The organism is Nocardia otitidiscaviarum, assembly GCF_007362295.1.
Taxonomy (GTDB): domain Bacteria; phylum Actinomycetota; class Actinomycetes; order Mycobacteriales; family Mycobacteriaceae; genus Nocardia; species Nocardia otitidiscaviarum.
The window spans coordinates 6,090,566-6,102,959 of the sequence record NZ_CP041695.1 but is presented as its reverse complement, the minus strand read 5'-3'; the positions used below and the strand labels follow the sequence as shown (position 1 = coordinate 6,102,959).

At 67.7% G+C, this 12,394-nt stretch carries 11 protein-coding genes and 1 tRNA gene; 5 read left to right on the top strand and 7 right to left on the bottom strand.

Annotated elements, in window-relative coordinates:
- Nucleotides 1–293 precede the first annotated feature (293 nt).
- Both FOH10_RS27320 and FOH10_RS27315 read right to left on the bottom strand, forming a co-directional pair.
- Nucleotides 294–1,166, bottom strand: a complete 873-nt coding sequence (locus FOH10_RS27320) for an SDR family NAD(P)-dependent oxidoreductase (RefSeq protein ID WP_143982858.1) — start codon at nucleotides 1,164–1,166, stop codon at nucleotides 294–296.
- Between the two features lie 177 nt (nucleotides 1,167–1,343).
- Nucleotides 1,344–2,195 (bottom strand): alpha/beta fold hydrolase, encoded by an 852-nt coding sequence (locus tag FOH10_RS27315; RefSeq protein ID WP_143982857.1) that lies wholly within the window; start codon nucleotides 2,193–2,195, stop codon nucleotides 1,344–1,346.
- 94 nt (nucleotides 2,196–2,289) lie between these two features.
- Between FOH10_RS27315 and FOH10_RS27310 the strand changes: the two genes are divergently transcribed.
- From FOH10_RS27310 to FOH10_RS27300, 3 genes are all read left to right on the top strand, one after another.
- Nucleotides 2,290–2,922, top strand: a complete 633-nt coding sequence (locus FOH10_RS27310) for a TetR/AcrR family transcriptional regulator (RefSeq protein ID WP_143982856.1) — start codon at nucleotides 2,290–2,292, stop codon at nucleotides 2,920–2,922.
- A gap of 292 nt (nucleotides 2,923–3,214) precedes the next feature.
- A complete protein-coding gene (locus FOH10_RS27305; protein WP_081592740.1) occupies nucleotides 3,215–3,469 on the top strand; it encodes a type II toxin-antitoxin system Phd/YefM family antitoxin in 255 nt (84 codons plus the stop codon).
- Nucleotides 3,466–3,906: a type II toxin-antitoxin system VapC family toxin gene (locus FOH10_RS27300; RefSeq protein ID WP_143982855.1), complete on the top strand. Its 441-nt coding sequence runs from the start codon at nucleotides 3,466–3,468 to the stop codon at nucleotides 3,904–3,906. The genes FOH10_RS27305 and FOH10_RS27300 overlap by 4 nt, the downstream gene beginning before the upstream one ends.
- A gap of 701 nt (nucleotides 3,907–4,607) precedes the next feature.
- Here the strand turns inward: FOH10_RS27300 and FOH10_RS27290 are convergent.
- The 5 genes from FOH10_RS27290 to FOH10_RS27270 all read right to left on the bottom strand — a co-directional run bounded on the left by FOH10_RS27290 (nucleotide 4,608) and on the right by FOH10_RS27270 (nucleotide 8,730).
- Nucleotides 4,608–5,288: an HAD family hydrolase gene (locus FOH10_RS27290; RefSeq protein ID WP_143982854.1), complete on the bottom strand. Its 681-nt coding sequence runs from the start codon at nucleotides 5,286–5,288 to the stop codon at nucleotides 4,608–4,610.
- A gap of 94 nt (nucleotides 5,289–5,382) precedes the next feature.
- A tRNA-Arg gene (locus FOH10_RS27285) sits at nucleotides 5,383–5,455 on the bottom strand.
- Between the two features lie 114 nt (nucleotides 5,456–5,569).
- Nucleotides 5,570–6,580 (bottom strand): HEAT repeat domain-containing protein, encoded by a 1,011-nt coding sequence (locus FOH10_RS27280; protein ID WP_143982853.1) that lies wholly within the window; start codon nucleotides 6,578–6,580, stop codon nucleotides 5,570–5,572.
- Nucleotides 6,574–7,233 (bottom strand): HEAT repeat domain-containing protein, encoded by a 660-nt coding sequence (locus FOH10_RS27275; protein ID WP_143982852.1) that lies wholly within the window; start codon nucleotides 7,231–7,233, stop codon nucleotides 6,574–6,576. The genes FOH10_RS27280 and FOH10_RS27275 overlap by 7 nt, the downstream gene beginning before the upstream one ends.
- Nucleotides 7,234–7,266: 33 nt before the next feature.
- Nucleotides 7,267–8,730, bottom strand: a complete 1,464-nt coding sequence (locus FOH10_RS27270) for a flavin-containing monooxygenase (protein ID WP_143982851.1) — start codon at nucleotides 8,728–8,730, stop codon at nucleotides 7,267–7,269.
- Nucleotides 8,731–9,230: 500 nt separating this feature from the next.
- Here FOH10_RS27270 and FOH10_RS27265 point away from each other — a divergent pair, with 500 nt between their 5' ends.
- Together FOH10_RS27265 and FOH10_RS27260 are read left to right on the top strand one after the other, a co-directional pair.
- Nucleotides 9,231–10,868: a long-chain fatty acid--CoA ligase gene (locus FOH10_RS27265; protein ID WP_143982850.1), complete on the top strand. Its 1,638-nt coding sequence runs from the start codon at nucleotides 9,231–9,233 to the stop codon at nucleotides 10,866–10,868.
- Between the two features lie 190 nt (nucleotides 10,869–11,058).
- Nucleotides 11,059–12,354, top strand: a complete 1,296-nt coding sequence (locus FOH10_RS27260; RefSeq protein WP_143982849.1) for a PucR family transcriptional regulator — start codon at nucleotides 11,059–11,061, stop codon at nucleotides 12,352–12,354.
- Nucleotides 12,355–12,394 lie beyond the last annotated feature (40 nt).

The window sequence follows — 12,394 nt, the reverse complement described above, 5'->3', positions numbered from 1 at the left end:
TCCGGATCCGGGTCGACAGTGCCGATTCGTCGAACTCTCGCGATCGCCGCGCTCCTGCGTCGCCGCGACCGCCGCAACCAAGATCAGTTCACCGATCGCGAACTCTACGCCGTACTCGATCCGCTGTCTCGAGATTCAGACCAAACGGTCTGGGTGCACCGTCTGTGTCGGGATCCGCGGACGGGGAGAGTCCGGTCCTGGCGAAGCGTGGAAGCGCGTCGAAACCCGCTGCGACAGCTCCATGGTCGGCCGGGTCCGGCAGTTGTACGCCAGCCGCTGGACCCGGCCGCCGGTTATGCGGGCCAGGTGAATTCGGGGTCGGTGAGGTAATCCTGACGGCGGGCGTCGAGGGCCATGGTGACCATCTGGTGGGCGGTCGGGCCGATGACCTTGCGCAGTGGCGGGTTGGGGTCGTCCACCAGCTCCAACAGAGCGGTCGCGGCGACTTCGGGTGCGGCATCGGCCCATTCGTCCTCGGCGGCGGGTGTGGTGTCGGTCGCGGGCGGCTCGGCGGCGGGCGGTGCGGTGGTGGTGTCGGGGTAGTCGGGCATGCCGAGGATGGCTTCGCGGATCGCCGCATAGGCGGGAATGCCGGTGGCGAACTTCATGCTCGACGTGGCCCAGTCGGTGTCGAAGCCGCCCAGTTGGGCGAGCGTGACCTTGATACCGAAGGGGCGTAGCTCGTCGGCGAGCGAGGCGCTGAACCCCTCGAGTGCCCATTTGCTGGCGTTGTACATGCTGAACAGTGGCAGCGAGCCGACCGCGCCGACGGTCGAGATCTGCACGATGTGGCCGGAGCCCTGGGCGCGCAGGTGCGGCAGCGCGGCCTGTGAGACCCAGAGCGCGCCGTAGAAGTTGGTGTCGATCTGGTCGCGGATCTGGGCTTCGGTGAGTTCCTCGAGCGCGCCGACGAGCCCGTAGCCCGCGTTGTTGACGATGATGTCGACGCGGCCGGTGACGGCGAAGGCCTTGGCCACCGTGGTGCGGACACGGTCGCGGTCGCGGACGTCGAGGGGCAGCACGGTGAGCCGCTCGGTGGCCAGGTCGGCCATGGCGTGCGGGTCGCGGGCGGTCGCGACGACGGTGTCACCGGCGGCGAGCGCGGCCACGGTGAACGCGCGGCCGAGACCGCGGTTGGCTCCGGTGATGAACCAGGTTCTGGACAACGCAAATCCCTTTCGTCTGGCACTCGCGCCGCGAAGGCGTAGTCGGCGGAGTTGAAACGAGACGTTTCGTCTCGCTGATGCGAGCAACTCTGCGCCATGTCGACCGATTTGTCAAGACGAGACGTATCGTCTTGTTTAGATCTCGGCGCAACGCCGGCGCTGCCCTCGGTGGCTCGCTCAGTCGGAGAGCGCTCGAGCCCGACGCAGCACAGCGCGCAACGGTTCGGCGAACTGTTGCGGCTGCTGGGCGAAGCCGGTGTGATCACCGGGGAACAGCGTCGGTTCCACGCCAAGCGCCGCGGCCAGTGCGCGTGTGGTGCGGTCGCAGAGTTGCCCGGCCGAGTCCTCACCGATGCCGGCCACGATCGAGACGCCCGACCGGCGCAGCGCGTCGATATCGGGCCGGTATCGGGTGGTCGCCCGCAGTTCGTGGGCGAACCACCGGCGTTCGTCGGCGAGCGTGCGCGGATCGCGCTCACCGCCGAACATCATCTCCAGTACCTCGGCGGGGAGGTGAATGTTGGCTTGCGTCATGAATTTCCCCCAGGCGCCGAGCACATCGCCGCGCAGGTAGGTGGCGATCATCTCCTCGGTGCCCGCGTGCAGATCCTCGGCATCCTCGAGAAGCTCCACCACCGGTGGCTCATGTGCGATCACCATGTGCACCTGATCGGGCCGCGACCGAGCGAGCTCGAGCGCGGTGACCGCGCCGCCGCTGGACCCGAACACCGCGGCGGGTCCGGCATCGAGATGAGTCAGCAGTCCGGACAGGTCCGCGGCGCGCAGTTCCGGGGTGGTGTCCTGTTCGCGATCATCGAGCACACTGCGGTTGCTGCCGCGTGGATCGGTGGTGAGCACCGTGTAGTCCGCGGCGAGCATATCCGCCAGCGGTGCGAAAGCGTCGGCGTCCATGGGCGCGCCGATGAGCGCTACCACCGGACCCTGCCCGCGCACCTCGTAGTGGAGGGTCGCGTCGGCGACACGGAGGGTGCGAGCGGAAGCGGAGGAGACTGTCGGATTCCGGGTCATCGGGGGTGCTCCTGACCATCGAACGATAAGTTAACTGAACGGTACAGTAAGGAAGAACTGTACTCAATAGTTAATTTGTGGTTAGACTGGTCCCGTGGCCCGAGCGAGCAGCACCCCGGCACCGACAGGCAAACGAGCCGAACGCAGTCGGCAGGCGATCCTGACCGCGGCCCGGGAACTGTTCATCCACTCCGGGTTCGACACCGGGATGGACGCCATCGCCGCTGCGGCGGGCGTGTCGAAAGTGACTGTCTACAACCATTTCCCGAGCAAGGAAGAACTGTTCACCGAAGTCGTCGGCGAGGCCATGGCCCAGGCGCGGGCGAGCCTGGCGGAGGTGCGCGCCGAACTCACCGCCACGATGGACCCGCGCGAGGCGCTATTGCGCGCGGCCCGCAGCCTGATCGACTCCGCCACCGACCCCTCCCGATTGGCCCTGCGGAATCTGGTCACCGGCGAACTCCGCCGCTTCCCCGACCTCGGCCCGGCCTACCAGCAGCGCGGCCCCGCGCTGTCGGCCGCCGCGACCGCCGAACTGCTCGGCGATCTCCGCGACCGCGGGCTACTGGATATCCCCGATATGGGAATCGCGGTCACCCAGTTCTTCGCGCTCACCATCTACCCGCACCTGATCGTCGGGTCTCTCGGCTCCAGCATCCCGCCCGATGCGGCGGACAAACTGGTGACCGAGGGCGTGGAAACCTTCCTCAGCCGCTTCCGCGGCTGAGGGACGCGCGGGATTCACGTCACCCGTGGCCAAACGGGCTACCGGAGCCTTCGGCACCAACCATGCCGATCGTGCTCGGCGCAGGCCGGTGGCTGGACGACAGGTGGCGCACACGCACCGCGTGCCCACGCGGCGATGTCTGCCCGAACGAGGTCGCATACGCGCCACCGTGTTCGCCGATGCTCGATGCCCGTGCTCACAGCTGGACGCCAGTCCATTTGCCATTTGAGTGCCAGAGGGGGTGTACTTGTGGCTATAATTTGCCATCGATATGTGGCGATAGGAGTTGATCGTGGACGTCGGAATTCGAGAACTGCGCGACAGCCTCAGCCGTCACCTGGCCGAGGTTCGCTCCGGCCGTACCGTCACGATTACCGATCACGGGCGGCCGATTGCCCGCATCGTTCCCGTCGAGCAGCCGACCAGACTCGAGCAGTTGCGCGCCGAAGGACGCATACGACCGGCACGCGAGAAGAAGCAGCCGGCTCCAACGCCTGTTCAGGGAAAGGGCGTCGTCAGCGACTTGATCGATGAGCAGCGCCGATGATCGGATACCTGGACACGTCGGCGTTCGTGCCGCTGTTGGTCGAGGAACCGAGCAGTCGAGCCTGTCGCCGATTCTGGGATGATGCCGACGCTGTTGTGTCGAGCAGGATGCTCTACGTCGAAACCGCGGCCGCACTCGCGCAAGCTCACCGCATGGCGCGTCTCGACGACTCCGGGTATGCGTCGTCTCGACGACTGCTCGATCAGCTCTGGCCGCAGATCGAGGTATCCGAGGTAGATGAGCCTTTGATCCTGCGCGCAGCGGAGCTGACAGACTCGCTGGCCTTGCGCGGCTACGACGCGGTCCATTGCGCATCAGCCGAACAGTTGGAGGACACGGATCTCGTCGCCGCGTCGGGCGACAAGCGACTCCTCGAAGCGTGGAGAGCATTGGGAGTGGCGACCTTCGATACGAATGCGCCAGAATCCGCGGCCTGAGAGCAGCGTGGGCGAATCGTGCGTCGGGAGGGAGCGCGACGGCGGGGAAGCGTCTCACCGGGCATATGCGCGGGCGTGCAACCACGTCGATGAGTACGGACGGGCGTCTCGACGTCGCGGCGAGGAAAAGAGAAGCCCGCTACCGGATTTCTACATCGGCGCACATGCCGCGGTAGCGGGTTATCGCCTGCTGATGCGTGACGCGGGGTTGCGGAACCCGATAGGGCAGCTGTCACGCGATCGGGCGGTTCGGGGTATCCGCTCGAGTTGCCCGACGAACGGCACCAAGAAGGAAAAAGTCGACCACTTCTGCCCGCCGGAATCGTTTCCCGCCGCGGTAGACCGTCATGCTGGGCACCGCACCCTATCGACCACGACCGGCACCTCAAGGGCGGTCACAGTCCCGATGTTTCGCAGTCGGACCTTGCTCTTGCCGACCAGTCGGCGACCGCCCGCTCGCGTGCTCACGAGCCGCTTTCACGCCGCGTCAACTCGGCACCGATCAGCTCTCGGGCGGCGTCGCCGTGGACGGCTTGCTCCGCCAGCCGTTGAACACCTTCTCGTAGAGGGCGATCCGAGGGCTGGGTGTCGCTCGCGCCGAGTGCACATCGCAGGCGAATACCGCAGCGCGAACAAAGCAGAGTAAACCGGATACGTGACGGACACTGGGAAGTCGGTGAACGGTGTGGTCCAGATCGTGCTCAGAGCAGGAGGGCGGCTGCGTCGGAGAGCTCCTCCATGCTGGTGATGATGGCGGCCGGTGCGTGCTCGGCGAAGCGCTGGACCTTCTCGGGGCGGTCGGCGAACGCGATGACGGGGAACCCGGCCGCCTGGCCTGTTTCGATGTCGCTCACCGAGTCGCCTACGAAACAGCATTCATCAGGCGTAGCAAGGCACTGTTCCATTGCCTGGTACAGGAGATGCGGGCTCGACTTCCCGAGTGACACGTCGGCCGATGTTCGGCCATGGACAGCGTTCACGAACCATCTCGGGTAGCCGTCATGGGCGGCGAAGTAGGCCGTGGCTGCGGTTGTCGAGTTGTCGGTGACGACAGCTATTCCCTCGGCGACTTCCGCGAAGTACGACAGGAAGCGGCGAGTGAACGGCGTGGGTTGCGCTGTTTTGACAGCTTGCAGTTCGACTTCCGTGAATCGGCGCTCGACCGCCGCGGCGGTGATGGGATCAAGAGAAGCCGCGTACTGGAGAACATCGAAAGGATCGTTGGTATCGGCGATCTCCTCGGGTAACGGTGAATCCAACACGCTGGCAAGCATTGTGGCGGCTTCGCGGTTGGATGCTCCAGCGAAGACGGTGCAGATCGGTCCATCGAAGTCGAGCAAGAGACAACGACGCGTTGCCAGTAGATCGACAAGGGTGGTCACGGCCGGTAGTCCTTACGGGTTTGCCACTGCGTACCGGCAGCAGGCGAAGGGCGCGGACTCCGGCAAGAAGAAGGCCTGACCTGCGCCGATGTTGTGCCCTCGGCAGGATTCGAACCTGCGACACCCGCTTTAGGAGAGCGGTGCTCTATCCCCTGAGCTACGAGGGCCTGGGTCGCGGCGCGGGGCACCGCCTACCTGGACGCCGGGGAGTCTACCGGGTTACCGGGGTGAGGACAGCATGCACGGGGGTGGGGGTGTTCGTACAGGGGTTTTGGGGGTGGTCAGGGGGTCTGGGCGGTGGGGCGGTGGAGGAGGGCGGTGGCTATGCCGGAGACGGTGCGGTCGGGGTCTCGGGTGAGGTGGTGGAGGGTGGGGGTCGCCAGGGTGGACGGGAGTTCGGCGAGGGATTGGGTGAGGCGGATTCGGGCGGCGGGATCTGTTGGGTGGGCGGTGAATTCGTTGGTGAGGGCGGTGAGGATGGGGGTGGACCAGGCGGGGTCGTGGGCGAGGGCGCCGAGGATTTCGGCGGCGTCGATGTCGTTGGGGCCGGTGGCCACGGTGTGGACGAGGATGGGGATGGACTGGGTGATGCCGCGGGCGCCCGCGGCCAGGGCGGCGTGGCGGCGGATGCCGGGGTCGGGGTCCGGCAGGGCCTCGGTGAGGGCGGCGGTCGACTCGTTGCCGGGCAGTTCGGCCAGTGCCAGCACCGCGCGCAGGCGGATGGCGGCGTCTTCCGAGCGCAGGCCGCGCGCCAGCTGCGAGACGCCGTCACCGCCCGCGCGGGCGAGCGCCCAGCGCAGCGCGCCCGCGACATTGGGGTCGGATTCGGTCAGGATCGCGTCGGCCAGCAGGTCGGCGGGCATGGCGGCGTCCTCGGCGGGGGCGAGGACGGCCTGTTGGCGGCGGGCGGCATCGGGGGAGCGCAGGGCGTGCAGGAGTTCGACGATGCGCAGCACGTCCTGCCAGTCGTCGGGGTTGGCGGCGTCGACCGTGCGGAGGCGGTCCAGCAGTTCGCGCTCGCGGGCCAGCCGGTCCTCGGTTTTCCGGATGAGGTCGCCGACCAGGGCGGCAGGGCTGAACTCGGGATCGTCGAGCGCGCGCCCGATCTCGCGCAGCGACAGTCCCAGCGAGCGCAGCCCTTCCACCAGGAAGAGGCGGCGGATGTCGGCGGCCGCGTACTCGCGGTAGCCGCCCAGAGTGCGGCCCGTCGGCCGGACCAGGCCGAGCGAGTCGTAGTGCCGGAGCATGCGGGCGCTCACGCCGAGCCGCCGCGCCACCTCACCGATCAGCACGCAGTCGTCTCCTTCCGATCCGGTCCGAGCGCGACGACCCGGCGCGCCTCGTCGACGGCGAGTTCGAAACCGGCGTCCGGGTCGTGCAGCAGCCGCTCGGTGGCGCGGGCGTGTGCGCGGACCGCCGCTGTCCGGCTCGCGAACGCGGCCTCCAGGACCGGTTCGATCACCTCGCCCAGGGTGATGAGAGCACGGCTCAGGCTGAGCTGTAGCTCCCGATCACCGCGACCGAGCAGCGCACCCAGTTCCGTGGCCAGGTTCGCCCGCTCCGATTCCGGTACCAGGATGACAGCAGCGCGCCACGCACTGCGCGCCACCTCGTCGTCGGCATCGCGGAGCAATCGAGCGGTGATGTCGGGCCACACGCCGCGGTCGCCGATCTTCGACAAGGTGTGCAGCGCCTGACTGCGGGCCTGCGCGGCGTCCGCCCGCAACTCGGTGCGCAAGCGCGGGACCGTGAGCTCCGGCGGATAACGGGTCAGCGCCCAGGTGAGCATGTCGCGCACGAAGAAGTCCGGCTCGATCGCGCACCGGGCGACGAGTGCGTCGACGGCGTCCGGCTCGCGCCGGGTGCCGATCGCCAGTGCCGCCGCGAGCCGGGTGGACGAGTTCTCGGCGGCCAGCCCGGCGAGTAGTCCCTCTCGTGTGTTCATGCCGCCACTGAACACCTTGTCACTGTGACAAGGTCAAGCGCGCGCGGCCACCTCGTAGTCGCCCGGCTCGAACGTGCGGGTCTTCCAGCGGAACAGCACGGTTGCGCCCGGCCAGTTGTTGGTGATGCGGCCCGAGGCATTGCGGTACCAGCTGGAGCAGAAGTTCCAGGGGGTGTCCTTCAGGCGGTGCTGGAGCCAATCGTCCCAGGACTGTTCGACATTCGGGCGGGCGGACACGAAGCTGCCCGGCCGCCGCGCCAGATAGCCGATGGCCTGGCGGATGTAGCGGGCCTGCGCCTCCAGCATGTAGATGATGGAGCCGGAACCCACATTGGTGTTCGGGCCGTACATCATGAACATGTTCGGGAAATGCGGTACGGACATGCCCAGGTACGCGCGGGCACCCTCGTCCGCCCACTCGTCGGACAGTTTGCGGCCACCCAGTCCGTAGATGTTCATCGGCGCGAGGAACTCGGTGCCCTTGAAACCGGTGCCGTAGACGATCACGTCGACCGCGTGCTCGACACCGTCGGCGGTCCGGATGCCGGTCGGCGTCACCGCCTCGATGGCCGTGGTCTCCACGGTCACGTTCGGCTGCGCCAGCGCCGGGAAGTACTCGTTGGAGAACAGGCCACGCTTGCAGCCCGCCGCGTAGTCGGGGGTGAGCTTGGCCCGCAGCTCCGGATCCGGGACCTGCTTCTCCCGGTGCCGGTCGGCGATGGCGATGACGGGCGACTTGATCGCGGGGATATCGGTGAGCGCCAGCGCCAGCACCTCGAAGAAGGACCAGATGGCGAACCGCTCCGCCAACCGCACCGGCGGCACGTACTTGAACAGCGTGTGGTGCAGCGCCGAATACTCGGTGTCGAACTTCGGCAGGATCCAGGCCGCCGAACGCTGGAAGAGGGTGAGGTGCTCGACATTCGGCTGAATGGCCGGAATGTATTGAATGGCACTGGCTCCGGTGCCGATGCAGGCCACCCGCTTGCCGGTGAGATCGACGCTGTGATCCCACTGCGCCGAATGGAAGGCCGCGCCGGTGAAGGAATCGATACCCGGCAGATTCGGCATGGCCGGGCGCGACAGCTGGCCCACGGCCGGAATGAGAATGTCGGCGGTGCGGGTCGCACCGTCGGCGGTGGTCACCCGCCAGACGCCCGCCCGCTCGTCGAATTCGGCGTCGGTGACCTCCACACTGAACTCGATGTGCTCGGGAATGCGGTACTTGTCGGCGACCGCGCGCATGTATTCGTGGATGTCGCGCTGATGCGAGAAGCGGCGCGGCCAATCGGATTTCGGTTCGAACGACCACGAATACAGCGGGGACGGCACATCGCAGGCCGCGTTCGGGTAGGTGTTCTCCCGCCAGACGCCGCCCAGATCGGCGGCCTTCTCCAGCAGGGTGAAGTTGCCTATGCCGTGGCGGCGCAACTCCAGCGCCATGCCCAGGCCCGCGAAACCCGCGCCGATGATCAGAATGGACGGCTCACGACTCATACACCGACGGTAGAGGGCCGTGTGGCCGGTAGCGAAGACATCGCGGGACAGGGAATCGGTATTTTCGGCCACCGGTGATCGGCGCAGCGGAGTACCCCGGGCGGCACTGTCTCAACCAGCGGGTCTGCGCTCGACTGGACAGCCCAGACAGTAGCGCATATATTTCACGGAAGAATCTACTTCAATTTGCTTGTCTCGGTTCGGGATTGGTGTTTTCTGCGGCGCCGCAGGGGGTGTCGTTGCCCATCGATGCCGTGCTGAGACCTCCGGGTCGGCTCGGCGCTGCGTGGGGCGGCGGCGTGTCGACATTCAGCTTGCGGGCGGCGAAGGTGGGGTTCGCCGCCCGCAAGTTGGCTCGCGGACTGCGGCGCACTGCCTTCACTTTCTCTGGTTCGGGCATGTTTGGTACCCCCGGTCACATGATGTCCGATTTCGGCTATCCTCGCCCGTTAGTGACCTGTCTCACGGTCACTCAGGGAAGCGCGAGGGAGCGGTTGGAAATGTTGAGCACCATGCAGGATGAGCAGCTGTCGCTGGCGACGCTGCTGACGTACGCATCCACCTTCCAGGGCGACAGCACCGTGTCCACCTGGACCGGGGAGGGCGTCCGCACGCAGACCTATCGGGAGATCGGGGCCGATGCGGCGCGGCTGGCCAACGCCCTGCGTGGACTCGGCGTCGGCGTCGGCGATCGGGTCGGCACCTTCATGTGGAACAACAACGAGCACATGGTCGCGTACGTGGCCGTGCCCGCCATGGGCGCGGTGCTGCACGCCCTGAACATCCGGCTGTTCCCCGAACAGCTGATCTACGTGGCCAATCACGCCGAGGACCAGGTCGTGATCGTGGACGGCACGCTGCTGCCCATGTTCGCCCAGTACCTGCCCAGCCTGAAGACCGTGCGCCACGTCATCGTGGTCAACGGCGACGCCGCCGCGCTCACCGCTCCCGCGGGCGTGCAGGTGCACTCCTACGCGGAACTGCTTGCCGCGCAGCCGGATACCTTCGACTACCCGATCATCGACGAGCGTTCCGCCGCGGGTATGTGCTACACCTCCGGCACCACCGGCGACCCCAAGGGCGTCGTCTACTCGCACCGCTCCAACTGGCTGCACGCCGCCCAGGTGTGCGCGCCCAACGGCATGGGCTTCACCGCCGACGACACCGTGCTGGCCATCGTGCCGCTCTTCCACGCCAATGCCTGGGGCATTCCGTACGCCGCGCTCATGTCCGGGTCGAATCTGCTCATGCCCGACCGCTTCCTGCAACCCGCGCCGCTGCTGGAGATGATGGCCGCGGTCAAGCCCACCTTCGCGGCGGCCGTGCCGACCATCTGGGGCGGGGTGCTGGCCACGCTGGCCGCGCAGCCGCAGGACATCTCGCATCTGCGCACCTGCGTGGTGGGTGGTGCGGCGGTGCCGCCGTCGATGATGCACGCCTTCGAGGAGAAGTTCGGCGTGAAGCTGCTGCACGCCTGGGGTATGACCGAGACCTCGCCGCTGGGTTCGGTCTCGCACCCGCCGACCGGCACCGAGGGCGACGAGCGCTGGGCCTACCGCTACACCCAGGGCCGCTTCCCGGCCGGCGTGCAGGCGCGGCTGGTCGGCGACGACGGCACTGTCGTTCCCAACGACGGTGTTTCGCTGGGTGAGCTGGAGGTCAAGGGGCCCTGGATCACCGGCTCCTACTATTCGCCCGACGGCGCGCAGGTGGACCCCGACAAGTTCCACGACGGCTGGCTGCGCACCGGCGATGTCGGCAAGATCAGCCCCAATGGCTACCTGACGCTGGTGGACCGCTCCAAGGACGTGATCAAGTCCGGCGGCGAGTGGATCTCGTCGGTGGATCTGGAGAACGCGATCGTGGGGCACCCGGCGGTGGCCGAGGCCGCGGTCATCGGCATTCCGGACGAGAAGTGGGACGAACGGCCCCTGGTCGCGGTGGTGCTGGCGGAGGGTGCGACGGCCAAACCTGAAGAGCTGCGCGAATTCCTGGTCGACAAGTTCGCCAAGTGGCAGCTGCCGGAGTACTGGACCTTCATCACCGAGGTGCCGAAAACCAGTGTGGGCAAGTACGACAAGAAGCGGCTGCGCGGTCAGTACGCCGACGGCGAGCTGACGGTCACCACGCTGTCCTGATCCATTCCGATCGAATTCCGGTGGCGGGTGCGACTTCTCGGTCGCACCCGCCATCGGCGTCTGTGCTGGCACGAGTGCGCCGTCATGCGTGATTGCCGCCGCGCGTGACAGCCATTACAGTGGAGCCTCAATAGGAACGTCAGCGTTCCCAAAACGTCGACGTTTTTCAGCAGCTGTAGTGGAGTCGCGCATGATCGGTACAGGACATACCGCAACCACCACCGCGTCCAACGGGCTCGCGGCGGTGCAGACGATTTCGGCTCCACTGCACGACGCGCGGGCACTGTCGCAGCGGCTGGTCACGCATTTCACCGAGGCGGTGACCCCCATCGGCAATCTGCCCGGTGAGGTGCTGCGCGGCGAGGTCACCAACGTCACCCGGACCTGCGTGGAACTCGCCACCGGCGTCCTCGAGGGTCACGATGTCGAGGACAAGGTCGAACGCCTGCACCGGGCGGGCGCGGAATGGGCACGCGAGGGCATTCCCATCGGGGCCATCCACCGTGCGGTGCGCGACGGCGTGGAACTCGCCTTCGGGCTGGTGCTGGAGGCCGCCGGACCCGACGACTATGCCCGGCTGATGCTCACCGCCCAGCGGTTCCTGGAGATCCTTGCGCTGATCAACGCCGCCTTCGCGGTCGCCTACGTGCGCGAACACCGGGCGGCGGCGGCCGAACACCACACGGCCGTGCAGACCGTCACCTCCGCGCTGCTGGCCGGACGCTCCGCGGCCACCATGGCGCGCTCCGGGGGAGTGGAGATAGCCGACTCGTATTCGGTGCTGGCCCTGGGTATTCCGGCGCCGCAGCCGCGCCCCGGCCTCGATCTCACCGTCGCCGCCCGGCGCACGCTACGGCGCGTCCAGGCCGCGCTCGCCGCGCACACCGCCGGTCGCGGGCTGTCGCTGCTCGGCACCGAGGGCGGCACCGTGCTGGTGCCCACCCCGGAACCGCTGCCCGTGGCCGATCTGGTGAGCCGACTGTCCACGGCCACCGGGGTCGCACTGACCGCCACCGTGGTGCACACCGCGACCGGCGGCATTCCGGAGGCGGCCGAGCGCGCGCACGAACTGCTCGACATGGTGCACCGGTTGCAGTGCGCGCCGGGCCTGTACCGGTTCGACGATCTGGCGGTCGAATACCAGCTCACCCGGCCCGGGCCGGGCCGCGAACACCTCGGCGCGCTGCTCGACCCGCTCGACGAGCATCCGGACCTCATGGAGACGCTGCGCACCTACGTCGGCAGCGACCACAGCCGACAGCGCACCGCGCGGGTGCTGGGTGTGCACACCAATACGGTGGACTACCGGCTCAAGCGCATCGCGCAGCTGACCGGTTTCGATCCGTCGCGGCCGTCCGGGCTGTGGCATCTGCGGTCCTCGCTGGTGGCGCGGACCTATCGGAATTCGGCGACGGGGAGCGCCGCCGCCGATGGGCTGCCGTCGCGCGGTATCAACCTGTCGGGCAAGGAATTCCAGCGCATCTGAGCGGGCTGGGGCGCATCCGGAGGCGCAGCGAGTCCGAGGG